General features: G+C 60.1%; 24 protein-coding genes and 1 tRNA gene. 7 read left to right on the top strand and 18 right to left on the bottom strand.

The window, feature by feature from the left end:
- Positions 1-93 precede the first annotated feature (93 nt).
- The 7 genes from ADN01_RS10990 to ADN01_RS10960 all read right to left on the bottom strand — a co-directional run bounded on the left by ADN01_RS10990 (position 94) and on the right by ADN01_RS10960 (position 5967).
- Positions 94-327, bottom strand: a complete 234-nt coding sequence (locus ADN01_RS10990; protein ID WP_075071128.1) for a hypothetical protein — start codon at positions 325-327, stop codon at positions 94-96.
- Positions 328-409: 82 nt separating this feature from the next.
- Positions 410-763 carry a hypothetical protein gene (locus ADN01_RS10985; protein ID WP_062419532.1) on the bottom strand — a complete coding sequence of 118 codons (354 nt, stop codon included), beginning with the start codon at positions 761-763 and terminating at the stop codon, positions 410-412.
- Between the two features lie 11 nt (positions 764-774).
- Positions 775-1485, bottom strand: a complete 711-nt coding sequence (locus ADN01_RS10980; RefSeq protein ID WP_113918794.1) for an ABC transporter ATP-binding protein — start codon at positions 1483-1485, stop codon at positions 775-777.
- A complete protein-coding gene (locus tag ADN01_RS10975; RefSeq protein ID WP_062419533.1) occupies positions 1485-2336 on the bottom strand; it encodes an ABC transporter ATP-binding protein in 852 nt (283 codons plus the stop codon). The genes ADN01_RS10980 and ADN01_RS10975 overlap by 1 nt, the downstream gene beginning before the upstream one ends.
- Positions 2333-3604 carry a branched-chain amino acid ABC transporter permease gene (locus tag ADN01_RS10970; protein WP_062419534.1) on the bottom strand — a complete coding sequence of 424 codons (1272 nt, stop codon included), beginning with the start codon at positions 3602-3604 and terminating at the stop codon, positions 2333-2335. The genes ADN01_RS10975 and ADN01_RS10970 overlap by 4 nt, the downstream gene beginning before the upstream one ends.
- Positions 3605-3611: 7 nt before the next feature.
- Positions 3612-4739 carry a branched-chain amino acid ABC transporter permease gene (locus ADN01_RS10965; protein WP_082142948.1) on the bottom strand — a complete coding sequence of 376 codons (1128 nt, stop codon included), beginning with the start codon at positions 4737-4739 and terminating at the stop codon, positions 3612-3614.
- Positions 4740-4812: 73 nt separating this feature from the next.
- The gene (locus tag ADN01_RS10960) at positions 4813-5967 is read right to left on the bottom strand and encodes an ABC transporter substrate-binding protein (protein WP_062419535.1); all 1155 of its coding nucleotides are present in this window, start codon (positions 5965-5967) and stop codon (positions 4813-4815) included.
- Positions 5968-6491: 524 nt separating this feature from the next.
- Here ADN01_RS10960 and ADN01_RS10955 point away from each other — a divergent pair.
- The 4 genes from ADN01_RS10955 to ADN01_RS10940 all read left to right on the top strand — a co-directional run bounded on the left by ADN01_RS10955 (position 6492) and on the right by ADN01_RS10940 (position 9212).
- A complete protein-coding gene (locus ADN01_RS10955) occupies positions 6492-7613 on the top strand; it encodes a pyridoxal-phosphate-dependent aminotransferase family protein (protein WP_062419536.1) in 1122 nt (373 codons plus the stop codon).
- Positions 7614-7675: 62 nt separating this feature from the next.
- Complete coding sequence (locus tag ADN01_RS10950; RefSeq protein ID WP_062419537.1) at positions 7676-8662, top strand: 2-hydroxyacid dehydrogenase; 987 nt, start codon at positions 7676-7678, stop codon at positions 8660-8662.
- A gap of 60 nt (positions 8663-8722) precedes the next feature.
- A complete protein-coding gene (locus tag ADN01_RS10945) occupies positions 8723-9091 on the top strand; it encodes a YccF domain-containing protein (protein ID WP_062419538.1) in 369 nt (122 codons plus the stop codon).
- A gap of 49 nt (positions 9092-9140) precedes the next feature.
- A tRNA-Lys gene (locus ADN01_RS10940) sits at positions 9141-9212 on the top strand.
- Positions 9213-10389: 1177 nt separating this feature from the next.
- Here ADN01_RS10940 and ADN01_RS10935 read toward each other — a convergent pair.
- From ADN01_RS10935 to ADN01_RS10910, 6 genes are all read right to left on the bottom strand, one after another.
- Positions 10390-10902, bottom strand: a complete 513-nt coding sequence (locus ADN01_RS10935; RefSeq protein ID WP_062419539.1) for a transposase — start codon at positions 10900-10902, stop codon at positions 10390-10392.
- A gap of 29 nt (positions 10903-10931) precedes the next feature.
- The gene (locus ADN01_RS10930; protein WP_062419540.1) at positions 10932-11924 is read right to left on the bottom strand and encodes a helix-turn-helix transcriptional regulator; all 993 of its coding nucleotides are present in this window, start codon (positions 11922-11924) and stop codon (positions 10932-10934) included.
- A 156-nt stretch (positions 11925-12080) separates the two neighbouring features.
- Positions 12081-14531 (bottom strand): replication restart helicase PriA, encoded by a 2451-nt coding sequence (gene priA, locus ADN01_RS10925; protein ID WP_236691010.1) that lies wholly within the window; start codon positions 14529-14531, stop codon positions 12081-12083.
- Between the two features lie 5 nt (positions 14532-14536).
- Positions 14537-15856 carry a hemolysin family protein gene (locus ADN01_RS10920; protein WP_062419542.1) on the bottom strand — a complete coding sequence of 440 codons (1320 nt, stop codon included), beginning with the start codon at positions 15854-15856 and terminating at the stop codon, positions 14537-14539.
- Positions 15853-16698: an AmmeMemoRadiSam system protein B gene (gene amrB, locus ADN01_RS10915; RefSeq protein ID WP_062419543.1), complete on the bottom strand. Its 846-nt coding sequence runs from the start codon at positions 16696-16698 to the stop codon at positions 15853-15855. The genes ADN01_RS10920 and amrB overlap by 4 nt, the downstream gene beginning before the upstream one ends.
- 137 nt (positions 16699-16835) lie before the next feature.
- A complete protein-coding gene (locus tag ADN01_RS10910; protein WP_062419544.1) occupies positions 16836-17207 on the bottom strand; it encodes a PPOX class F420-dependent oxidoreductase in 372 nt (123 codons plus the stop codon).
- Between the two features lie 256 nt (positions 17208-17463).
- On the opposite strand from ADN01_RS10910, the gene ADN01_RS10905 reads away from it, so the two are divergent.
- On the top strand, positions 17464-18522 hold the full coding sequence (locus ADN01_RS10905; protein WP_075071127.1) for a hypothetical protein: 1059 nt from the start codon (positions 17464-17466) through the stop codon (positions 18520-18522).
- On the opposite strand, the gene ADN01_RS10900 is transcribed toward ADN01_RS10905, so the two are convergent.
- Positions 18501-19220: an N-formylglutamate amidohydrolase gene (locus tag ADN01_RS10900; RefSeq protein ID WP_160318414.1), complete on the bottom strand. Its 720-nt coding sequence runs from the start codon at positions 19218-19220 to the stop codon at positions 18501-18503. The two genes, ADN01_RS10905 and ADN01_RS10900, sit on opposite strands and share 22 nt — an antisense overlap.
- Positions 19221-19424: 204 nt before the next feature.
- Here ADN01_RS10900 and ADN01_RS10895 point away from each other — a divergent pair, with 204 nt between their 5' ends.
- Complete coding sequence (locus ADN01_RS10895) at positions 19425-19958, top strand: HIT family protein (protein WP_062419548.1); 534 nt, start codon at positions 19425-19427, stop codon at positions 19956-19958.
- Entirely contained in the window at positions 19948-20694 is a 747-nt protein-coding gene (gene map / locus ADN01_RS10890) for a type I methionyl aminopeptidase (protein ID WP_062419549.1), read from the top strand. Before ADN01_RS10895 ends, map begins: the two co-directional genes overlap by 11 nt.
- Here the strand turns inward: map and ADN01_RS10885 are convergent.
- From ADN01_RS10885 to gatA, 4 genes are read right to left on the bottom strand one after another with little or no spacing between them, the layout of a single operon-like run.
- Positions 20681-21265 carry a GNAT family N-acetyltransferase gene (locus tag ADN01_RS10885; protein WP_062419550.1) on the bottom strand — a complete coding sequence of 195 codons (585 nt, stop codon included), beginning with the start codon at positions 21263-21265 and terminating at the stop codon, positions 20681-20683. The genes map and ADN01_RS10885 overlap by 14 nt on opposite strands.
- 10 nt (positions 21266-21275) lie before the next feature.
- On the bottom strand, positions 21276-22715 hold the full coding sequence (gatB, locus tag ADN01_RS10880; protein WP_062419551.1) for an Asp-tRNA(Asn)/Glu-tRNA(Gln) amidotransferase subunit GatB: 1440 nt from the start codon (positions 22713-22715) through the stop codon (positions 21276-21278).
- 9 nt (positions 22716-22724) lie between these two features.
- On the bottom strand, positions 22725-23636 hold the full coding sequence (locus ADN01_RS10875; RefSeq protein WP_062419552.1) for a DUF4870 domain-containing protein: 912 nt from the start codon (positions 23634-23636) through the stop codon (positions 22725-22727).
- Positions 23637-23644: 8 nt separating this feature from the next.
- Positions 23645-25234: an Asp-tRNA(Asn)/Glu-tRNA(Gln) amidotransferase subunit GatA gene (gene gatA / locus ADN01_RS10870; protein ID WP_062419553.1), complete on the bottom strand. Its 1590-nt coding sequence runs from the start codon at positions 25232-25234 to the stop codon at positions 23645-23647.
- Position 25235 lies beyond the last annotated feature (1 nt).

Genomic DNA, 25235 nt, shown 5'->3' with positions numbered 1-25235 from the left:
CATACCCCAAATTATAACACGCCCAAAAAATCAACAGCCCCCGATCGGCGATCGGGGGCTGCGCTCATGCAAGAGAGTAAAAAAATTAGCTGGTCATCGTGGCGCGCACGTCCACCCGGTCGAGCCGGGCAGAGCGGCAGGGGTTTGCGGAGAGGCTTCCGGCACAAAGACTTCTTTCTCCGGCGGGAAGAGGGCGTACACCACCCGAATGCGCAGCTGATCCAGCCGCCAGGAAAGTGAATTGCGCACCACCGGCAAACTCAAGGTCACACCGCCGCAAAACAGCACCACCAATATCACCAGTAGAATTTTTTGCCATTTTTTCATACCCCAAATTATAACACGCCCAAAAAATCAACAGCCCCCGATCGGCGATCGGGGGCTGCGCTCATGCAAGAGAGTAAAAAAATTAGCTGGTCATCGTGGCGCGCACGTCCACCCGGTCGAGCCGCAGCATCAGCCAGAAGGACAGGGCCAGCCCCAGCACAGAAGTGATCATATAAGGGTAGTTAAACACCCCGTCGGCAGGGACGGAATTGGAAGCGAACATCATCAACCGGATGATCACGTTCATGCCTTGCAGGAAGATCAAGAAGGTCAATGCCAGGCCGCGCCCGCGGTTCACCAGCCAGCCCATCACCACCATGAAGGCAATCAACACCAGGATGACCGCCCAACCGCCGATCAACGTTTCAGGCGGGTACAGTAAGATCGCCACGATCGGCAGAACGAAGAAGAGCAGGATGCGTTTTAATGAAGTCATTCTGATCTCCTTTAATGGCCGCCCAGGTAGGCTTCCATCACCATAGGGTTATGCAGGATTTCCTGTGCGTCGCCTTCCAGCACCACCTGGCCTGTTTCCAACACATACGCCCGATCCGCAATCGAAAGCGCCATCTGCGCATTCTGTTCCACCAGGAGGATGCTGGTTCCTTGATCGTTGATGTCGCGAATAATCTCAAAAATCTGCTCCACCAGGATAGGAGCCAGACCCATCGAAGGCTCGTCCAACAGCAGCAGCTTCGGGTGCGACATCAGCCCGCGGGCAATGGCCAGCATCTGCTGTTCACCGCCCGAAAGCGTCCCGCCCAGCTGGTTACGGCGCTCTTTCAGGCGCGGAAAGCGCTTGAAGACGCTTTCGATGTCTTTCTCGATCTGCGCCTTATCGGGATGCAGGTACGCGCCCACTTCCAGATTTTCCATCACCGTCAGGGTCGCGAAGATTTTTCGCCCCTCAGGGACCTGGATGACGCCGCGGCGGACGATATCTTGCGCCGGTGTGCGGGTGATATCCTCACCCTCGAACTCCAGCTTGCCCTCGCGCGCGGCCAACAAACCAGACAGCGCGTTGAGCGTGGTGGATTTGCCCGCGCCGTTCGCACCGATCAGGGTCACGATTTCCCCCTGTTCCAGGTGGAAATTCAACCCTTTCAGCGCGTGAATGGCACCATAGTATACGTGAAGATTTTGAACGTTGAGCATCATCAGTTCTTCTTCCGTTTGAATTTTTCGGATAAGGCCGCCGAACCCGGGCCCAGGTAGGCCTCAATCACACGCTGATCGTTCTGGATCTCTTGCGGGGTTCCCAGAGCGATGCGTTCCCCAAAATCCATCACCGCGATCGTCTCGCAAATGCCCATCACCACGCGCATTTGATGTTCGATCAGCAGAATGGTGAGGTTAAAGCGCTCGCGGATAAAATGGATCAGATCCATTAAGGCCACAGACTCATTGGGGTTCATGCCCGCCGCAGGTTCATCCAGCAGCAGCAGGCTGGGGTTGGCCGCCAACGCACGGGCAATTTCCAGGCGGCGCTGCTCACCATAAGGCAGGTTTTTAGCCGTCTCGCGCAGGCGGTCCTGCAGGTTGAAGACCGACAAAAATTCCACCGCCCGCTCCGTCAGCTCTTTTTCCTTCACCTCATACTTATGGTTGTGGAAAATCGAATCACTCATGCTGTAACCGGCGTGCGGATGGTACGCGATGCGCACATTATCCAGCACAGACAGGCTTTGGAACAGGCGGATGTTTTGGAAGGTGCGGGCGATGCCCATTTGGTTAATCAGGTGCGGCTCCAAGCCGGTGATGTTGGTGCCGTTGAAGATCACATCCCCTGAGGTGGGCTCATAAACGCCGGTAATCATGTTGAACACGGTCGTCTTGCCCGCGCCGTTGGGGCCGATCAGCCCGAAGAGCGCGCCTTTGGGGATGCTGAACTCCATGTTGTTGACCGCGCGCAAGCCGCCAAAGACCTTGCTCAGCTTGCGGATTTCCAGGGTGTTTTCGGGCGCTGCCGTTTCGGCAGCCTTGGGGGTGGGTTGGTTGGCGGCGCTCATAAACCGGCCTCCTGGCTTTGAATAGCGTCCTCAGACCGCAAATCCTCAGCTCGTTTGGGCTGATTGGGCGGCAAGACGGCCCGAATGAAGGGGATTTCATAACCGCCGAAAATCCCGCTGGGTTTCAGCAGCATCATAATCAACAGCAGCAGTGGGTAGACCACAAAGCGCCAGGTTTCAAACCCTTCGGGCAGGAACAGGCGTAAAAAGCCTTCCAGCACCAAAGCCCACGCAAACGCTCCCGCGATGGTCCCCGTCACGCTCCCCAGGCCGCCAAACACGATCACGATCATGGGGTCAAAGGATTTGATGAAGTTGAAGGTATCTGGGTGCAGGAAGCCGTTGATATGGGCGTATAACCCGCCTGCCAGGCCCGCAAAGAAGGAGCCAATGACGAAGGTCAAAATTTTGTAGTTGGCTACGTCAATGCCCATCGCCTTGGCGGCGATTTCATCTTCGCGCACCGACAGGATGGCCCGCCCGTAGCTGGAATTCAACAGGTTGCGCGTGACCACGATGGTGATGATCAGGAACAGAAACACCCAGAACCAGGTGGTGATCTTGGGAATGCCGATCATACCGCGCGCACCCTTCATCTCTGCAAAGCCCAGCAGGGTGTCGGAATTGTCCAGCAGCACTTTGGTGATGATGGTCAGGCCCAGAGTGGCAATGCCAAAGTAGTCGGAACCCAGGGTCAAAATCGGCAGGCCGAACAGGAAGCTAATTTCCGCCGCCAGCATACCCGCCAGGATGACCGCGAAGAAGAAGACCACTTGCAGCGCTACCGCGGGCGGCAAAGCCTTCAAAGCAGCCGCTACGGGCGCGTCTAAGGCCTTGCCAATTTGCAGCGCCACATACCCCAAAATCAGAGTGGTGAGCAAGTAGATGGAGAAGGCTGAAAGCGCGTCCAGGCGGCGGATCTTGCTCAACTGCGTGCGCAGGAATAAAATCGCCGCGCCGGTGAACAGCACAATCATCAGCACCACCATCAACCCGCCTGCGCTGCCCAAATTGGCCCAGCGGTAGGTGATATCCGCCGCGCAGTAAGCGCCAATGGCGTAAAAGGCCCATTGTCCCAGGGAGAACTGGCCGTTGAAACCGTAAATCAGGTTCAGGCCCAGGCTGACGATGGCCATCACCGCGCCCAGGCGCAAGATGGTGTTCCAGAAGGCGTTGAGCAGCCCAAAGCTGATCAACAATTGGACGACGATGAAAAACACTAATGCGCCGCCGTAGAAAATGAGAGAGCTTCGTGGAATTTTTTTCATAGCGGCCTCAGGCTTTTTCTCGGCTGGGTTCACCGAAGATACCGGTGGGGCGGATAAGCAGCACGATGATCAGGATACTGAAAGCGATGGCATCGCGCATGGGGGTCGAGATGTAGGCAGCGCTGAGCACCTCCGCCTGGCCCATAATCAAGGCGCCAATCACCGCGCCAGGAATGCTGCCGATGCCGCCCAAGACGGCCGCGACGAAGGCTTTCAGGCCGGGGATGATCCCCATCCAGAAGAATACCTGCGGGAAAGCTACCGCATATAACATACCGGCTGCGCCAGCCAGGGCCGCGCCGATCATGAAGGTGAAGGAAATAATCCAGTCAGTATTAATACCCATCAGGCGAGCGGTCTGCTTGTCATATGCCACCGCGCGCATGGCCTTGCCGACCCGGGTTTTTTGCACAATGTAATTCAACGCCATCAACAGAGCCACAGAGGCAATCACGATGATGATGAAGATGTTCGAGAAAATAACGCTGCCTTCTGGGATCGTATCCCCTTGGATCAGTTGGCCAATGCCCTTCGTGTTGACAAACCAGGTGGTAATTTCAAACGGGCGCTTATAGGTGATGAAATTAGGGGTGAAAACGAACTTCAACGCGCCAAAATATTCCAGAAAGAAGGAAACGCCAATGGCAGTGATCAGGGCCGAAATTCGCGGGGCATTGCGCAGGGGTTTATAGGCAATGCGCTCAATGGTAAAGGCCAACAGCGCGCAGATCGCCATCGCCACAGCCATCACCGACAACGTGCCCACCGCCTGGGTCAAAATCGGCGGCAGGTTGGGGGCCAGGTTCGAAAGCCAATTATGCAGCTGAAAACGAGCGATGCCGTAAAAGCTGACAAAGGCCCCAACCATAAAAACGTCACCGTGCGCAAAGTTGATCAGGCGCACAATGCCGTAGACCATCGTATAGCCCAAAGCAATCAGGGCGTACACAAACCCCAATTGCAAGCCGTTAATGACTTGCTGGAGGAAAAGGGTTGGATTGGCCAGCAGCGAAACAACAATTTTCCATAACGCCAGCAGCCCAACAACAATCAACAGCCCTTTGCCTAACCATCCCCTTTTGATAATCAGATCATACAATGAAGGGCGATTTGCTGTGGTGGAGGAAACGCTCATAGGGTTTCACCTGGGGAAGCAGTTGTAGCGAGGGGCGGCCTCAGCGGCCGCCCCTCGTGGATCGTCGTTCGTCTTACGGAGCTACCGACTCGACGAAGGATACCTTTCCGTCTTTCACCTGGAGCACAGCCGCAGCCTTAATCGGGTTGTGCGATTTATCAAAGCTGACCTTACCAGAAACAACTTCCAGTTCAATGGCAGCCAATGCTTCGGCAACCTTGGCCGGGTCGTCCGAGCCGGCCTTTTCAATGGCCGTCAGGAGCAGGTAGGTCGCGTCATAGGCCAGAGCGGCCAGGGCGTCGGGGGTCGCGCCGTACTTCGTGCTGTATGCCTTCACGAAGTCAACCACTTTGGCGCGGGTATCTTCCGGCGAGTAGTGGTTCGAGAAGAAGCCGCCGTCGGAGGCTTTCGCATCCAGATCAGGCGAATCCCAACCATCGCCGCCCATCATCACAGAGGTCACGCCCTTTTCCTTCGCCTGAGCAGCCACCAGGTTGACAATGTTGTAGTAATCGGGCAGGAAGAGCACTTCGGCTTTGCTCTCAGCCACCTTGGCCAAAATCGCCGAGAAGTCGGTGTCCTGGCTGGTGTAGGTTTCCTTACCGACCACGGTACCGCCGGCTTCGGTCCAGGACTTTTCAAACGCTTCGGCCAGGCCGCGCACGTAGTCATTGCCCTGATCGAACATGATGAAGGCGGTCTTGTAGCCCTTACCCTGGGCGAACTTGGCCATCACCAGACCCTGGAAGGGGTCAATGAAGCAAGCGCGGAAGATGTACTTCTTGGTCGAGCCGTCCGCCTTGAGGGTCACATCCGGGTTGGTGGAGGTGGGGCTGATCTGCACCACACCCTTGGCCTCGGCAATTTCCGAAATCGGAATGGAAGCCTTGGAGCACACTTCGCCGATGATGTAGTGCACCTTATCCTGATCGATGACCTTGTTGGCCGCGTTCACAGCCGGGTCAGGCGTGCACTGGCTGTCTTCCACGACCGCTTCAATCTTGCGGCCCAAAACGCCGCCCTTGGCATTCCATTCCTCGATGGCCATCAACGCGCCGTCGCGGGTGGAAACACCAAAGGTCGGCACAGGGCCGCTCAACGGGGCCAACACCGCCACTTTGATCGGGCCGGTGTCTGCCGCAGGGGCTGCCGGGGCGGCCGCGGGTTGGCAGGAAGCCAACAAAACCGCCGCCAGCAAAAACACAGATACCAAAATACGCTTCGACATCTTCTGATCCTCCTTAGTGATCACTTCGTGTTCGAAATGTGGCTGTAGATTGCCTGGTTCATCCTCTGAAATTCGCTCAGAATATCTGCGCGAGATGCACCTCCTTCAGTGTGAGGGTACGACAGGTAGTCATAATGTAGGGCGTTAACGTTCTGCCGTTAATTCCCGGACGCTTTTCAGCGCGAAAGGGAGAATTTGCTCAAGGTAATTGGGAAAAAGCCAGTACCTGCGGCATCTGAAAGAATGGGCAAGGGCTTTGATCCTCGTGCAGTGTCTTTCTCTGCGGTTTACATGGCAAGATACATGACATCTTACACTATTTTTCAAATTTTTGTCAATAGATTTGCAGGTACGTCTTTAATATACAGAATCCGATTCGATGAGACAAGATACCTCTTAATCACACTTATTTGCGTGACATTTGTCACCAGCCGATCACACGGGTTGAATTACGTTTATTTTTTCGCTATTGTTTAATCAGAACCCCGTCGTCCCAAATTCGTTTTGGAAAGGACCTCCTCCCCATGCTCAAACAATCGCTCAAGCTGATGATCCCCGGCCCCATCCAGCCCGATCCGGCGGTCTTGGAGGCTATGGGCAGCCCCGTCCCGCCGCATTACGGCCCGGCCTTCACCGATTTTTACAACGAAACCCTCTCCTTGCTGCGCCAGGTCATCCAGACCTCCGGCGATATTTTCCTCATGCCAGGGTCTGGCTCGGCGGGGATCGACGCCTGCCTGGGATCGGCGCTGCTGACCGGCGAAAAATTGCTAGTGGGGATCAACGGCTTTTTCGGCCAGCGCCTGGTGGCCATCGCTGAAAGCAGCGGCCTGGTGACGGTGCCGGTGACGGCTGAATGGGGTCAGCCCCTGCGCAGTGCCGATTTCGCCGCCGCGTTGGATGCCCACCCCGACGCGCGCGCCGTGGCTGTGGTTCATCTGGAAACCTCCACCACCATCGCCAACCCCATCGCCGAAATTGGTGCGCTCTGCCGCCAGCGCGGCGTGCTCTTCTTCGTGGATGCGGTTTCCTCTCTGGGCGGCCTGCCCTTTCAGATGGACGACTGGGGCATTGACCTGATGGCTTCAGCCACCCAGAAATGCCTGGGGGCCCCTCCTGGCCTGGCGCCTGTGGCGGTGGGGCCGCGCGCCTGGGAATCGATCGACCGGGTGCCGTCTTCAAATCACGGCTGGTACACCAACTTGCGCGTGTGGCGCCACTACGCCGAAGATTGGGCCGACTGGCATCCCTTCCCCATCACCATGGCCACCAACAACGTCATGGCGCTTAACGCCAGTTTAAAGCAGCTGCTGGCCGAAGGCATTGCCACCCGCTTGGAGCGTTACCGCGGGTTGGCCTTGCGCCTGCGTCAGGGTCTGCGCCAGATTGGGCTGCGCCCCTATACGCCGGATGAAATGCTGGCCCCCGTGCTCACCGCTGCCTACGGCCCCGCGGGCGTGCCCACGGGCAAAATCGTTTCTTATTTGGAACGCGAAGCCGGAATCAAAATCTCCGGCGGGTTGGGTGCGCTCAAAGATCAAATCATCCGCATCGGCCACATGTCCCCCACCACCACCGACGCAGATATTGACGAGACCCTGGCCGCTCTGCGCACCTTCTGCGAACAAAACCAGGGCGCACCGTGAGCGCCCTGGCCCTTTCATTTATTATATCAACATAGCATCTCAACCCGCCCCAGGAGGTGAAGATGGATAGCCCGCGGATATTTGTCACCCGGCGTATTGCCGCCCAGGCCCTAAAACAGTTGGAAGGCCGCGTGCAGATGGAGGTATGGGAAGGCAGCGGGCCGCCCCCGCGCGCCGAACTGGAAGCGCGCCTGCCCCACCTGGACGGTCTGCTCTCCCTGCTGACGGATCCGCTGAATGCTGAGATGATCGCGCTGGCCGGGCCCAATTTCCGTGTGCTGTCGCAAATGGCCGTCGGCACCGATAACATTGACCTTGCCGCCGCCTCCGCCCGCCGCATCCCCGTGGGGCATACCCCCGGCGTGCTCACCGAAGCCTGCGCCGATTTTGCCATGGCCCTCCTGTTGGCCGCCGCCCGCCGCGTGGTGGAGGGCGACCGTGAGGTGCGCGCCGGCATCTGGCGCCCCTGGGGGCCAGATATCCTGGTGGGCAAAGACCTGTACGGCGGCACACTGGGGATCGTCGGCTTCGGCCGCATCGGCCAGGCCGTGGCGCGCCGCGCCCAGGGCTTTGGCATGCGCTTGCTGGTGCACGACCTCAATCCCGATACGCACTTGGAGAAATGTTTCGGTATCCAGTTTGTGTCTCTGCCAGAGCTGCTGCGCCAGAGCGATTTCGTCTCCATTCATGTGTATCTCTCCCCGCAAACCCGCGGGATGTTCAACGCCGAGACCCTGGGGCAAATGAAGCCCGGGGCGGTGCTTGTGAACACTGCGCGCGGCCCCATTGTAGAACCGCAGGCCCTGCAGGCGGCCCTGGAATCCGGCCGTCTGGCTGCCGCCGCGCTGGATGTCTTTGATCCCGAGCCCATCCCCGCCGACAGCCCACTGCTGGCCATGCCCAACGTGATCATCACCCCCCACATCGCCAGCGCCGCGGGGCAGGTGCGGCTGAACATGGCCCAGATCGCGGTGGAGAATTTGCTCCTGGGGCTGGCCGGTCAGCCGCTGCGCTTCTGCGCCAACGCCGCAGCCCTGGGGCCAGCCTGAGCGGGGCGCAACTTTTCCCAGAAAATTGCGTACATAGAAGTAGAGTGAAAGGAGTGTACGATGAGCTTTCTGGGTAATGTCATCTGGCTGCTGTTTGGCGGTTTTGTCGCCGGTATGGGGTATATTTTGGGCGGTCTGGCCACCTGCCTGACTATCGTGGGCATCCCCTTTGGGATTCAGTCCATCAAGCTGGGCATCGCCACGTTGACCCCCTTTGGCCGCGAGATTGTTGTTCGGCCAGAGTCAGGGGGCTTTTTGGAGGCACTGTTTAATATCCTGTGGGCGGTGCTGTTCGGCTGGGAAATTGCCGTCGCCCACCTGGTGCATGCCGCCATTCTGGCCCTCACCATCGTGGGGCTGCCCTTTGCCAGCCAGCATCTGAAGTTGATCCCGCTGGCCTTGTTCCCCTTTGGCAAAGAGCTGCGCTAACCCTCGCATTGACAGCCGGGCAGAACGCGGTATAATAGCCACGTAATTCGGCTCACTAGCTCAATGGCAGAGCAACTGACTCTTAATCAGTGGGTTCAGGGTTCAAGTCCCTGGTGAGTCACTTTCCGTCAGATTCAATATCTGGCGGTTTTTTTTATTCCTAGGGCACGTGTCGGGGCACGGGGGTTTAACCCCAGGCTTAATCTGTTACACATCCCCCGTGCCCCTACGTTGATTCTTTACGGATCCCCCGTTGGGGCACGTGTCGGGGCACGGGGGTTTAACCTCGGACTCATTCCGTCACAAATCCCCCGTTGGGGCACGGGGGTTTAACCTCGACCCCATTCCGTCACAAATCCCCCGTGCCCCTACGTTGATTCTTTACGGATCCCTCGTTGGGGCACGTGTCGGGGCACGGGGGTTTAACCTCGGACTCATTCCGTCACAAATCCCCCGTTGGGGCACGGGGGTTTAACCTTGGACTCGGTCCATCACAAATCCCCCGTGCCCCTACGTTGATTCTTTACGGATCCCCCGTTGGGGCACGTGTCGGGGCACGGGGGATTAACCTTGGCCTCATTCCGTTACAAATCTCCCGTTGGGGCACGGGGGTTTAACCTTGGACTCGGTCCGTCACAAATCCCCCGTGCCCCTACGTTGATTCTTTGCGGATCCCCCGTTGGGGCACGTGTTGGGGCACGGGGGTTTAACCCCAGGCTTAATCTGTTACACATCCCCCGTGCCCCTACGCTGATTCTTTACGGATCCCTCGTTGGGGCACGTGTCGGGGCACGGGGGATTAACCTTGGCCTCATTCCGTTACAAATCTCCCGTTGGGGCACGGGGGTTTAACCTTGGACTCGGTCCGTCACAAATCCCCCGTGCCCCTACCCCAATTCGTTGCCGATCCCCCGTTGGGGCACGTGTCGGGGCACGGGGGTTTAACCTCAGACTCATTCCGTCACAAATCCCCCGTGCCCCTACCGATTCTTTACGGATCCCTCGTTGGGGCACGGGGGTTTAACCTTGGACTCGGTCCATCACAAATCCCCCGTGCCCCTACGTTGATTCTTTGCGGATCCCCCGTTGGGGCACGGGGGTTTAACCTCGGGCTCATTCCGTCACAAATCCCCCGTGCCCCTACCGATTCTTTACGGATCCCTCGTCGGGGCACGGGGGTTTAACCCAAGGCTTAATCCGCTACACATCCCCCGTGCCCCTACCGATTCTTTACGGATCCCCCGTTGGGGCACGGGGGTTTAACCCCAGACTTAATCCGTTACACATCCCCCGTGCCCCTACCCCTTCCACCGCGCCGGATTCTCAATAATATACCGGCGGATGCGCTCCAACGCCGCCGCATTGCGGATGACATGCTCATAATAATTGCGCTGCCAAATCTGCGGCGCATCTCGCCCGCACAAAATCTGATACCGCTGCGTCACGCTCGATTTATACGATCGGACGATGGTAGGAATCGACCTTACCACCGGCGCGCCAAATTCTTCACACGCCGCAGCGCGGCGGCCCCCCACCCCCCGGTCGGCAAGCACCAGAATCGCGTGCAAATGATCCGGCATCACACAAAAAGCGTCCAATTCCACGCTTGGAAAACGCCGCTCCAACCGCTCCCACTCTTCAGCAATCATTTTCCCCAGCGTATTCACATGCATCTGCCCATCCTGCACCCTGCCAAACAACGGCTCCCGCCCGTGGGCGGCCAGGGTGATGAAGTACGCCCCCGCCTGGGTATAGTCATACCCCTGCAGGCGGATGGACCGCCGATGGTGAATGCGCGGATCATAAGCCATCCTTTACCCTCCTCTGTCGCCGCTCATACTTACCCCTCCCCAGACGGCTTCCCATCTCCTTCATATAGGCGCGCCATATCCCGTGCTTCCTGAGCTATCTCGCTGCGCACCTCTTCCGGCTCCAAAACTTCCACCTGCGCCCCCCACCCGCGGATCCAGTTCATCATCTCGCGCGGTTCGGCCACCCAAGCACTCCAGAGCAGGCTGCCGTCTGGAAGAACGGTCACCTGCTCTGAGCGATGCCAGCGAGTTTCCCTCACCCTGCTTGCCACTCGCGGCCCAAATTTCAACACCACTTTCACCGGCTGACGCTCGCTGGTCCAAATGCCCCAGGCGTCCATAAAGAGCGTCTCGGGGTCCAAATCTTCAAGAATTTGGTACTCCTGGCGCAGCAGCTCGATGCGTTGAATGCGCTCTACCTTGAACGTGCGCCGTAAATTCTGCGGGGCAATCGTCCCAATCACATACGTGGTTTGACCGGTCGCGTACGGCTCCAGGTAATAAGGAGCAAAATCATACTGCTTGATTTGCTCGCGATTTTCATACCAAATGTGCACCCGCCGCCGTTCCGCCCAGGCCAGGGTCAGCTTCTCCATCACCTGCAAATAGCGCGGATCCGCCCTGCGGCCCGAAGGGTTATCCATCTCATTGGCCGAAGCCTGCACGAATTTAGCAATCGTGGGCGCCAGAGTCCGCAGGGAAAGCCCCAGCTTACGCAGCGCTGAAGCCGCGTGCGGGTTTTGCCGGTCAGAACAGTTGGCCAGCAAACGCGCCGCCAGGTGAACAGACACCGCCTCGTGCAGCGAAAAGCGCACATTCACCAACGAGGCTTCGCGGTCTATAAACAGCCGTCCCCCCTCTTCGTACACCGGCGCGGTCATGCTCTGCAAATTACGGTGGATGGTGGAACGATTCACGCCCAAGCGGCGCGCCAGTTCCGCCTGAGTCAACCCTTGAGGGTTTGCTAACAACAATGCTTCAATTTGTGCCAAACGTTCTGCTTTATTATTCGCGGCGGTCATGTAGATTGAATAACCCTTTCGATGTCAGTATAGCGCAGCGCGTGTGCATCTAACGCAACAACGGTCTATTTCAGGGGCTGATTTGGGGAAATTCGGCCAACTCCGCAATAACAAATCCTCGCAGTCCCAACCTTGCCCCCAGGCAAACCACAAACCTTACAGCACATTGGGCGGATCCAACTGCACCCGCCACTCTCCCAGCGGCTTACCTCGTAAAACCTCACCCACATTTTGCCCGCGCAGCAAAATCTGCCAGCGGTACATGCCGTTCACCTTGTGAAAAAAGCACGGCGAAGGCCCAATCAATTCTACCATACCCGCCTCTTCAGCCCAGCGCCCCAGCTGCACGGCAGCCTGCTGCGCTGCGCGCTCTGTGCTCTGCGCATTTTGGCCGCGCACTTCTACCCGCGCCAGATGGGCAAAGGGTGGGTAACCCATCTCGCGCCGCCGCGCCAACTCCTGCGCATAAAAGGCAGCGTAATCATGCCCGGCCGCGGCCTGAATGACATAGTGCTCCGGCATAAAGGTCTGAAAAATCACCCTGCCGCCCAAATGGCTGCGGCCCGCACGGCCAGCCACCTGCGTCAGCAATTGAAAGGCCCGTTCCCCCGCGCGGTAATCCGGGAAACTCAGGCCCACATCCGCCAAAACTACCCCCACCAGCGTCACCAACGGTAGGTCCAGCCCCTTGGCCAGCATTTGCGTACCGATCAGAATATCCGCCTGGTGCGCGGAAAATTTTTCCATCAGAGTCTGGTGGCCCTGCTTACCCCGGGCCGTTTCTGCGTCCCAGCGCAAAGTGCGCGCCTGCGGAAAGAGCGCGTTCACCTCCGCCTCCACCCGCTCGGTGCCGGAGCCGTAATGGCGAATATTGGGGCTGCCGCACTGCGGGCATTGGGACGGCAGACGGCGGCGGTAATTGCAGGTGTGGCAGTGCAAACCGCCGCTGCCCAAATGGTAAGTCAGGGGCAGGTCGCAGCGCGGACAGCGCAGCACATGGCCGCAGTCCCGGCAGAATACGTAAGTGGCTGCCCCGCGCCGATTGAGGTACAAAATCGCCTGCTCCCCGGCCTCCAGGGTGTGCGCCAGCGCCTGCTGCAAGGCCTGTGAGAAAATGGAACGGTTGCCGTGTTTAAGCTCCGAGCGCATGTCCACAATGTCCACCGGCGGCAAAGACAGCGGGGCTGCCGCGTCTTCCTGGTCGTGGATGCGCTCTGTCAGCGCCAGCACCGGCCAGCCCGATTTTTGGGCCTGATACAACATAGCCACATCCGGCGTAGCGCTGCCCAATACCACCACCGCGCGGGCGGCCTGAGCGTAAAACTGCGCCGCCTCCACAGTGTGATAATAGGGCGGGCTTTCGGCCTGGTAATAGCTGTCCTCATGGCATTCATCCACCACAATCAAGCCCACATCCGGCAGGGGCGCAAACAAGGCGCTGCGCGGGCCGACAATGACCGAAAGCTGCCCCGCCCGCGCCCGCCGCCAGGTATCGTAGCGCTCGCCCACCGATAGGCGCGAATGCAAAATGCCCACCTGCTGCGGAAAACGCGATAGGAAGCGCTGCACAGTCTGCGGCGTGAGGGCAATTTCGGGAACCATCACAATCGCCTGCCTCCCCAGCCGCAGACATTCCGCCACCGCGTACAGATACACCTCCGTCTTGCCGGAGCCGGTCACCCCGTGCAGCACAAACGGCGGCGGGGTGCGCCCCTCTTGCGCCGCCGCGCGCAGCGCCGCCTGCAGCGGCTGCCAGACGGCCTGCTGCTGGGCGGTCAGCGCCTTTGGCTGTGAAATGCCCGCCTGGGCGGCCTCCAAAGGGTCGCGCATCACCTCTTTTTCCACCAGATGGATCCAACCCTGTGCCTCCAGGCGCTGCAAATCAGCCAGGTTGCCGCCCGAAACAGCGTACAGCCAGGCAGCCTGAACCGGCTGGCCCTCGTTTTTGAGAAAATTTAAGATCGCCAGGCGCCGTTCCCCCACCGCGCCGCGCCCCAAGGCGCTTCCATCCGCGGGCAAGGCCTCATCCTCCACCGCCAACTCGGCAAAGCGCGCCTGCTTGGGTCGGGCCTGCGGCGGCGGCAGCACCGGCTGGGCCAAAACCCGCCCGCGCTTCACCAAGGCCGCTATCGCCGTGCGCCATCCCGTACGTGAGAAGGAAGATTCCAGCTGCCGCCCGCGCTGTTCGCCCTCATGCAGCACCAGATGGCGAACCAGCCGCTCTTGCAGCGGTGAAAGCGGGTGGTCGTCCACCGGCGGGTGCGGATTCAGGCGGTAAGCGGTATCCGCGTTTTGAGATAGCCCCGCCGGCAGAATCCATTGAATGCACACCGACAGCGGGGTCAGATATTGATACGCCATGCGCTGCGCCAGCGCCATCTGCGCCGCCGTGACCGCCGGTAAGGGATCCACCAAATGAGAAACCGGTTTGGTTTCGGCCACCGAGGGCTTCTCCAACAGGGATAAGACCACCGCCTGCACCATGCGGCGGCCAAAAGGCACCACCACCAGGCAGCCGACGCGCACCAGCCCTTCCAACTCGGCAGACAGGTGATAATCATACTCGCCGCTCATTTGGGGAAGTAGAACGCACACGCGCACGTACATGGGGTTCACATCCGTTCCAGCCGCACCTGCGCCACGCGCAGGCGGTCCATCGCTTCCACCCGCAGGCGGATGCGGTTGTCGGCGTCTTCCACAACATCCCCCACCTGCGGAATGCGTCCCAAATTGGAGAGCATATAGCCCGCAATCGTATCGTAAAACGCCTCCACCAGATTCAAGGCAAAATGCTCGTTGATCTCCTCGATAAAGGTGCGCCCATCAATCAAGGCTGTGCCGTCCGCCAGGGGCTGAATGGGCGGCGGGGTGGCGTCGAAGGGGTCTTGAATCTCGCCGATGATCTCTTCCAGCAGATCCTCCAGCGTCACCAGCCCAAAAGTGCCCCCAAACTCATCCAGCACTATGGCGATGTGCGTGTGCCGTGCGCGGAACTGCACCAACAGGTCATTGACCGAGCTGGTCTCCGGAACAAACAAAGCTTCGCGCGCCAAATCGCGAGCGGTTTTATGAGGTTCACCGCGCCGCCAGGCCAACACCAGATCGCGCAGATGCACAATGCCAGTGATATGGTCTATATCGTTTTCGTACACCGGGATTTTGGTCAGGCCGTGTTCCAATGCCGCTTGAATGACCTCATCCAGGGGTGCCTCCCCCTCCACGGCCACAATTTCTGTGCGCGAAATGCTCACCTGCCGCACCACCAGCGCGCCGAAATCAATCACCGCGGAAAGCATCTCCCGCTCCGGCTGCTCAATCATGGTGGGCAGGTCGGGGCCGGACACAATTTGCTTGAATTCTTCCAGAGAATATACAGAGGAATGCGTATCCCCCCGCGGCAGACCCACCAGCTCCAATACCAGGCGGGTGGCCCCATCCAACAAACTGATAAAGCCTTTGAACACCCGGCTGAATCCGTACATCACCGGCGCCGCGGCCACCGCAAAACGCTCTGGGCTGCGCAGCACCGCCACTTTGGGAACCTGTTCGCCCAAAACCACGTGCAGGGCCGTGACCACGATCAGCGAAAGGGTCAAAGGCAGAGCTGGCAGGATGAATTCCAAAAAGCTCAGCCAGGGGGGCATGTGCGCATCAGCGAAAAGGGGTTCCAGCAGACTGGCAAAGGTATTTTCGCCCACCGCGCCCAACGCCAGGCTGACCACCGTGATGCCCAACTGCGCCGCGGCGATCAAACGGTCGCGAGCGGTGCGCTCATCCAGCCAGGCCCGCACCATCTGTGCGGCGCGGCTGTTAGATTGGGGCAGCAGATCCAGACGCGCGCGGCGGCTGGCAACAGCCGCAAATTCAACGGAGACGAAGAAACCGTTGAGGGCGATCAGGATCAGAATGAGCAGAAAATTGACGAGGGTCATGAAGGTTGCAGGATTACCGCCGCGCCGTACCCCACCACAGAGCTGGCGTCGCCGGTTTGTTCGGCGGAGGTGCTGTGATGCAGCACCTGCACCCGCTGGGCGCCCAACGCCCGCGCCGCCCACATGGCCGCCGCCGCCGCATAGGCCCCGCAGGCAAAGCCTGTGCCGGTTTCTTCGGCCTCCAGCACCGCCTCAGGCGAAAAGGCAGCCATGCGCCGCAGCATCTCTTGATCCAAAGCGTTGGCGATCTCCAACGGGTAAAAGTGGGACAAATCGGTGCTGGCCACCAGCAAAGCCTGTTTTCCAGCCAACACCTTGCCCAGGGCTGCTCCTAGAATCTGCGCCGCCGCCCGGTCCTGGCAGCGCACCATCAGCGGCAGCAGTTCAAACGGCCCGGCCAGGGCGCGCTGCAAAAAAGGCAGCTCAATTTCCAGCGCGTGTTCGCCGTCGTGCGCAATGCGCGTGATCTCCAGACCGTCCGCGGCCAGTTCCTGCTGAAGAGTCTGCAAGAGACCCTCCTGCACCCACACATCCCCCAAAGGGGTCTGGTAAGCATGGTGCGCAGTGCTGAGCACTGCGCCTGGGTGGTAGCGGTGGTAGGGGGAGAGGATCACCACCACCTGCGGCGAAAGTCCCTGCACTGCCCGAAAAGCATATCCCGCCGTAGCACCCGAATAGCGGTGTCCAGCGTGGGGTGCAATCACGCCCACCACCTTCCCATCCAGTTTGGGTAAGTCGGCTTGGGCAAGATACTCATCCACCTGCGCCTGAAGGCGGCGCGGGTCTGCACTGTACCAGGTGCCGGCAATTGGCGAAGGGCGAATCGGGGGAAGGGATTTCATCGGGGAACCTGTCTCAAACCCAAAGGCGCGAATGGGCGTCACAAAATTCTGGACACCCTGGATTCATTTTAACATATTCACACCAATTTTTTGCAAGGAACCGCCGCCCGGAGCCTGCCCCTTATCCTTCAGACCGGTCAGTTTAGTTCAATTTCAATCACCGCCCAGGGTGTGCGGCGCAGGGTGTTCATCAGGTCAAAGAAGCGCTTGCGCAAGCCGTATTTCCTCAGCAGGAGTTGGTTCACCGCTGCGCTTTTCTCTGGCGAAACCACATGCGCCTGCCCTGCGCTCCATTCGCCCAGCAGCTCGCCGCGCGCATCGCAAGGCGCCACCCGCACCTGCGGGTTGTTGCGCACGCGCTTGACCTTGCCCGAATAGGCTGCTGTGCGCACATACAGGCGGTTTTCATCCTCCACAAACCACACCGGCGTGGGCATGGCCTGCCCGCTGCGCTTGTAGGTTTCTAAATTGAGATAAGGCTGTCCGCGAAACGAGCTGAGATCCGTCATAATACTGCCTCCGTGAGTTTTGTTTTTATTATACCGGCCTGGCAGCCTAAACCCAAGAGAACCTTCGACAAAGCTGATACATTCAGAAGCATTGCAAAACCACACCATTGAAATTGAGAGGGGCGATGTATAATATTAATAGATTCTCATTTTCTTCAGCAGTTACCGCTTGAGTCAAAAATAATGGGGGTATTTCGCCGGAGAACGGCAAGTTATTCGACTCATCTATACCTTTTTTCAAAGCAGGGAGGGTAATATGCAAAAGCAAATGGCAGTCAAACGATGGGCGGCTTTGCTGATCATCCTCGCGGTGATGCTGGCCTGCAACATGCCTGGCAGCAGCACCGGCGGCGGTACTGACCTGGAAGCCACCCGCGGCGCATTGCAATTGGAAAGCACCAAAATGGCCCTGGAATTTGAACAGACGGCTCTATCGGTGCAGATCACCCAGGCGGCCAACCAGCCCACCGAACCACCCCCGGCCCCGCCCGCGGCTGCGCCCACCAGCGCCCCTGCAGAACAGGCCACCTACACCCCCTACCCCACCTACACCGCCCCGCCCGAGCAGCCCACCGAGCCGCCCGCGCCCACCGCAGTGGATATGAAGGCCAAAATCAAAGCCGCCAATGTGCTCGTTTTTGAGGACATCAAAGGCTACCCCGCCTTGCTGCCTTACGTCAGCCGTGCGGTGGATAACATGGGCTTTTCCGGCGGCAAGGTCATGAACGTGGGCGATGCGGTCGGCAACTTCATGCAGGCCCTCAACTCACCCGTCAAGTGGGATCTGATTGTGGTCTCCGCCGAAGCTCGCCAGGGCGTGCGCGGTGAATTTTGGGATGTGCTCACCGATCAGGTCAATAACGATGTGGCCCTGGTGGCTGAAGTCTGGTATCTGGACCAAATCGCCAACGGGCGCATCTCCTCCCTGCTGGGCAAATGCGGGGTGGATTTGTTCCGCGATTGGGCGCGCGACCCCAACAAATACAATGATCTGGATTACTCGCTCTATTGGCTGGACCCGCAGCATGAGCTCTTCTCATCGCCCAACGTGGTCGCCCCCCTTTACACCCCCAATATCTATTGGATGGGCGACGCCGGAGATTTGATGAAAATTGGGCCGGGCGGCGACGCAAAACTGCTGGCCGGGCTGCACCCCAAAGAAAAATCCACCCACGGCGTCATCGCCACCTGCCTGGGCGGGCGCGTGGTCTTCCAAACTTTCTCCACGCACGACTACCGCCAGTCACAGGTAGTGCCGCTGTGGGAAAATTACATGACCTACGCCCTCACCAATCACTTCAAAGTCGTTCCGTGAGATTTTGAGCAGCAATCTGCCGCCGCCGCAGCCGCCGCTAAGACCAGGGCACGCAGCGCGGCGGCGGTTCTTTTTAATTCGCTTTGCGCCTGAACGTCCCGCAGTTGGGCGTGAATTTCCACCTGCAAGCACGGCAAATGCAGTTCATGCCAGGCAAAACGGGTCAGCGTTTCGCGCACAGGGGAACCCAGCCCTTTGAATTTCTCGTCCAAATCCACCCGCAGCAGCCCGCGGCCCCGCGGTGAAAACCCCTGCTCTGCCAGCGCCGCCAGGATCTCCGGCAGCAGCCTTGCGCAGCTTTGTCCGCCCATCGAGCCCAGCGCCAGCCCAAAGTTGTGGCGGTCGGATGCGCCGTGCACATCCACCATGAAGCAAAACGGTGTCTGGGTATGCGCCGCGCGCAGCGCCTGCTTGTAGGGGGAGTAAAAATCCGAGTTGGGATCCCCGTTGGTACGCCGGCGCAAATAGAGCACATGCGCGCCGGTTTCTTCGGCCACCCAACGCGCCAGCCCCGCCGTCATTGGCTCGCCGTGTTTGAGCTGCCCTGCGCGGATGTGGCGTGCGGCGTGCGGCGCCGAAAGCAGCACAGGCAGCCTGCCCGGCTGGTAGCCGATTTCAGCTTCGCCAGGGGCAGCCGCCTGGTCTACGCGCACATCATTTTCCAGCACCATCAAATGCGAATACCAGTCGCGGGTCATGATTTCATTATAGACCATCGGCGGTTCAGGGGCAAAAAACCCCCTCGTGATTTAGAACCGCAGGGCTGCTTTTGCGTTACAATACAGCAACGCTGTGCCTTTAAAGCTCGCTGACGCAGCGCGGCTGACAACTCCGCCAGTCTTCAGACCTCCAACCCTGACAAGCCGCTTGTGTTTGCAGGGGGAATCCACAGGATGGTGCCTATGAAGCAGATTTGGTCGCCCTGGCGAATGAAATACATCTTATCGCATGAGCGCTCTCCCGAGTGCATCTTTTGTCACGCGCTGGAAGATCCCTCCAACGACGCCTTGAACCTGGTTGTTTTTCGCGGTAAAAAAGCCTTTGTGATCCTCAACCGCTACCCCTACACCAGCGGCCACCTGATGGTGGTTCCCAACGCGCACGAAGCCTCTCTCACCCGCATAGACGCCGCCACCAGCGCCGAGCTGATGGCCCTGCTGCAGTGGGCAGAACACGTCTTACGTCAGGTCTACCACCCCGACGGGCTGAACCTGGGCCTGAACCTGGGGGCTGCTGCGGGCGCGGGCGTGGTGGGGCACATCCATTTCCATGTCGTGCCGCGCTGGGAAGGCGACACCAATTTCATGACCGCCGTCGGGGATGCGCGCGTGCTGCCGGAAAGCCTGGAAGACACCTACCAAAGGCTGCGCGCCGCCTGGCGTTCACCCCTGGAACCCCTTCCTCAACCTCCCCTGAAGGCCCCTCATGACCGTTGACGGCCCCGAAGAATTGGAAAAACTCCAGCGCATCGGCCAGATTGTCGGTCTGACCCTCAAAACCATGTCGCGGGCGGTGCGCCCCGGCATCACCACCGCCGAGCTGGACGCGCTGGGGCTGCGAACCCTGCAAGCCCACGGGGCGCGCTCCGCCCCGCGCCTGGTGTACCAGTTCCCCGGTGCCACCTGCATCAGCGTCAACGAAGAGGCCGCCCACGGCATCCCTGGGCCGCGCGTTATCCATGCAGGGGATATCGTCAATATTGACGTATCCGCCGAGTTGGACGGGTATTTTGCCGATACCGGCGCCAGCGTGGCCGTGCCGCCGGTGGCCGAACCCACCCAAAAGCTGTGCGACGCTGTGTACACCGCCCTGTGGCGGGTGATCGACACCCTGCGCGCGGGCATGCCGCTGAACACGGTGGGGCGCATTGTGGAAGAAGAGGCCCGCCGCAGCGGCCTGCGGCCCATCCGCGTGCTCACCGGCCACGGCGTGGGGCGCAGCCTGCACGAAGAGCCGGAAGCCATCCACAACTTTTACAACCCCCATGACAAGCGTGTTTTACACGAAGGCCAGGTGGTAGCGATTGAACCCTTTATGACTCTGGGAACGGGAAAAATTGTGGAAGAGCCCGACGGATGGACTTTGCGCACCGCCGACCGGCGGCTGCCTGCTCAATATGAACACACCCTGGTGATCCAATCCGGCCCGGCGCTGGTGATCACCGCCGTCTAAATCCCCCCGGTTCTGGCCCGTCCTCGCCCGCAGCAGCGGGCGTTTTATTTGCGGGCACGCCCAACCAGCACATCACCGCCATGCCCCCCGCGCGCCCCGCGGGACGCAGCAGCCGCGCCAGCCCCCACAGGCGGCGGTAATAGGGCGGCATTTCCTCCGGGTCCAGCTCCGCAAACCCAAACGGCCGGTAAAAGGCGCGCAGTTCCGCCCGGCAGGTCAAATACAGCGGCGGTGCGTGCTGCGCCATCAGGGTCAAAATCAACCCCCTGGCCAGCCCCTTGCCGCGGTGAGCCGGCTCGGTGGCGATGGAAGCTAGCTCGCGCAGGCCGCCGGCGTGAGGCTTCACCTGTCCCATCGCGGCCAGACGCTCTTCATAAGTCACCAGCCAAAAGCGGCGCCAATCCAGCCCCAGCGGGTTAATCCGCGACCGCCACACCAGGCGGCGAATGGCGCCTGCATCCGCAGCCTGGGCCGGTCGCAGATGGTAGCCCGGGGGCAAAACAAAACCCTCCGCCGAAATCTGCCGTTCAGCGGCGGAACCCAGCGGAGGGAAAGGGTCAAACAAGGCCATACAGGGGGAGCTATCCGCCGCCCAGCAGTTCTTCCAAAATGCCGCGCGCCAGGCTGGGATCGGCCTTGCCGCGCATCTTCTTCATCACCTGCCCCACAAACCAACCCATCAGGGTCACTTTGCCGGCGCGGTAACTTTCTACCTCTTTGGGGCTTTCATTCAGCACTTCCTGCACCACCGCGCGGATGGCGCTGTCATCGCTGACCTGGGCCAGGCCCTCTTCTTCCACAATCGCACGCGGGGCTTTGCCGCTTTGGTCCACCTTCGCCAGCAGGGCTTTGCCGGTGGAGGTGTTGACCGTGTTGGCGTCCACCAACTTGAGGATTTCCGCCAGGTACTGCGGCGTGACCTTCAGCTGATCGGCGGTGCGGCCGGTGTCGTTGAGCATGCGCAGCAGGTCGTTCATCAGCCAGTTGGAAACGCGCTTGGGGTCGCCGCCGTAGGCCTGAACCGCCGCCTCAAAGTAATCCGACAGGTTGCGCTCACCGGTTAAAATATCCGCGTCGTACTCCGGCAGACCGTAGGCCTGCATAAAGCGGGCGCGCCGTTCCAGCGGCAGTTCCGGCAGGCCAGCCAGCACGCGCTCTTTCCATTCGTCTGTGATCGGCAGTGAAAGCAAATCCGGTTCGCGGAAATAGCGGTAATCCGCCTCGGTCTCTTTGGAGCGCATCTTGCGCAGCACACCCGCATCCTCATCCCATTCCAGCGTCCAGGCTTCAATGCGGTTGCCCGCCTCCACCTCACGAATCTGGCGGGCAGCTTCGTGCTCAATAGCGTCGCGCACGGCCTCAATCGAGTTGACGTTCTTGATCTCGGTTTTTGGGTTCAGGTAGTCCGCACCCCGGGGACGAATGGAGACGTTGGCGTCGCAGCGCAGGTGGCCTTTTTCCATGTCCGCTTCCGAAACGCCGATCCAGCGCAGCAGTTGGCGCAGGCGGATCAGGTATTGGGCGGCCTCATCCGCCGAGCGCAAATCCGGGCCGGTGACCATTTCCACCAGCGGCACGCCGCAGCGGTTAAAGTCAATCAGCCGTTCGCGTCCGGCGTTTTTGGTCTTGCCCGCGTCCTCTTCCATGTGCAGCTTGTGGATGCTGACGCGGCGGACATAACCCGACGGCATGGGCAGGTCTAAATAACCCCCGCGCGCCAAGGAACGGTCGTACTGCGAAATTTGGAAGCCTTTGGGCAGATCGGGGTAGAAATAATTCTTGCGGTCAAAATACGACACCGGCTGAATCTCAGCGTGCATGGCCGCCGCCAAAAGCATGCCTTTTTCCACCACCGCCTGGTTCAAAACCGGCAGCACCCCCGGCAGGCCGGTGCACACCGGGCAGATATTGGTGTTGGGCGGGTCAAACCACGAATCCGCCTTGCACGAGCAGAAGATCTTGGTGGTGGTGTTCAGCTGGATGTGGGTCTCCAGCCCAATGACGATTTCATAATCGGTCATAGAAAGTCCTCACTCATCCGAATTTGGGTCAGACGAAAGAATGCGTGCATGAATGCGTTTGCCAATCCAGGGGTAATGATAATCACCCCCCCGCACCAGCCGGTAGGCTGCCACCAGCGGCAGCGTGCCGTAAATGGGATACACCAGAATGGCCAGGGCTACCAATCCCACCACGATGAAAAAGGGGATCAGCGCCATTCGGTAGGTTGCCGCGGACAGGTCGCTGAGCACACCGCTTTCGGGCAAAATCAGCAGCAGTGGAAACGCCACCGCCGCGATCTGCGCCGCCAGCAGCGCCGCCGAAATCACCAGACCCGCCAGTTGATAGATCAGGGCCTGCAGGGCGTGAAAGCGCAGCCAGCGCCGCTCTTTCTGAAAGGCCCAGGCCAGCAGCGGCACCAGCAGGCCGTAAAAGGGAACCATCACGCTCAGGTGAGCGTTGGCCGCCACCCAGCGGTCTTCATGATCCTCATCCCAGCCCTCGGCCGGGCGCAAAAACGCCGTCAGGCGCGCCCCCAGCCAGGGGTAACGAAATTCCTTGCCCAGGGCGCAGGCCGCCCCGGCCGCCACCCCCAGCAGCGTGTAGGCCAACATCAGCACGCCCGCCAGCCCCAACGGGATCCCCAGGGCGTACAGGCCGGTGGTGGAAATTTGCTCCGGCGCGGTCAGGGTGATCACGGCGAACCATACCCCGCCGACCGCTACAAAAACCAGCAGCACCAGGGCCGTCACCAGCCCCTGAAGGGTCTGAAAGCCCAGAGCTTGCAGCGCCTGAAAACTGGCAAAACGCGACTTTCCCCGCATGCCGTTCCACACCAACAGCGGCGCCAGCAGGCCTGGCCCCGTGAAAAGGACAGCCAGGTGCGAAACGGCTGCGGCAGCCCGTTCCTGGGAGGTTGGAACCTGCGGGGTCGCGTCCAAAGCCCGGCCTACAGGTGCGCGCTCTGCGGCTCTTCCTGCCGCCAGGGGTCGTCCTGCGTGGCCACTTCATACGCACGGCCAATGCGCAGCAGGGTATCCTCGCGGAAATCCGGCCCCAAAAGCTGAATACCAATCGGCAGACCCTCGGCGGTCAGCCCGCCGGGCAGCGAAACGCCCGGAATGCCGGCGTGGTTGGCGGGCACGGTCAGTTGGTCGGCGTACTGCATCATCACCGAATCGCCGTACACCGCTTCCAACGGGAAAGCCGGGGTGGGCGTGGTGGGGGTCAGCAGCGCGTCCACGTAGACCGCGCCGTCAGGGTCAAAGGCCTGATCAAAGTCGCGGCGGATGAGGGTGCGCACACGCAGCGCGCGCTGGTAATACTGCTCGGAATACTGCGCCGCTGAAACGTACATACCCATCAGAATGCGCAGCTTGGGCTGCAAGCCGAAGCCCTCGGCGCGGGTCTTGCGGTACAGGTCGCGCAGATCGGCAGGGGTGCGCTGGGTGCGGTAGCCGTATTTGACCCCGTCAAAGCGGTGCAGGTTTGAAGCCGCTTCCACGCGGCTGATGACGAAGTAAGCCGGAATGCCGTAGCGCGCGTTGGGCATGGGCACATCTTCGATGATCTCCGCGCCCATCTCCGCCAACACCTGTGCCGCCCGCAGCACAGCCTGTTCAAACTCCGCCGGAACCGGCTCGGTGTGATATTTGCCCGTGCGCGCGTCGGGAATGGCAATGCGGAAGTAATCCGGCGAAAGGCCAATGCGCAGCCCCTGCACGCCCTCTTCTAACGCTTCTATGTAATCCGGAACCGGCACGGTGGCAGATGTGGCGTCTTTGGGGTCTGGCCCGGCGATGGTTTGCAGCATCATGGCCGCGTCGGTCACGTCCCGCGCCATGGGGCCGGGGCAATCCAGCGAGGAGCCAAAAGCGATCAGGCCGTAACGCGAAACGCGCCCGTAGGTGGGTTTGAGGCCCACCACCCCGCAAAAGGCCGCCGGTTGGCGGATGGAGCCGGCCGTATCCGTGCCCAAAGACAGGGCCACCTCGCCAGCCGCCACCGAAGCCGCGCTGCCGCCCGAGGAGCCGCCCACCACGTGATTCAGGTTCCAAGGGTTGCGCGGGCAGGGCTGAAACGCGCTGGATTCGTTGGACGAGCCGTAAGTGAACTCATCCAGATTGACCTTACCCAAAACCAAAGCGCCTTGTTCCTCCATGCGCGCCACCGAAGTGGCCGTGTAGGGGGACACGAAGTTGGCCAAAATGCGTGAGGCCGCCGTGGAGGGCGTGCCCTGCACGCAGAAAATGTCCTTAATGCTCACCGGCACGCCCGCCAAAAGGCCGGGATCTTCACCCGCCGCCACCTTGCGGTCCACTTCTTCGGCCTGGGCGCGGGCGCGCTCCTCTGTCAGGGTGATGAAGGCGTGCACGCGGAGCCGATCTTCCGCGGTCAGTTCCCCCGCATCCAGGGCGCCGGGGCGGCCGTCCACTTTCTGGATGCGCTCCAGGCAGGATTCTAGAACCTGAACCGCCGTGGCTTTTTGGCTGCGCACATGCTGCGCAATTTCATAGGCTGATAAATCACAAAGTTCCATA

It is taken from the genome of Levilinea saccharolytica, assembly GCF_001306035.1.
GTDB classification, from domain to species: Bacteria; Chloroflexota; Anaerolineae; order Anaerolineales; family Anaerolineaceae; genus Levilinea; species Levilinea saccharolytica.
The sequence above is the reverse complement of the archived record's forward strand: the minus strand, read 5'-3'. Positions and strand labels throughout refer to the sequence as shown.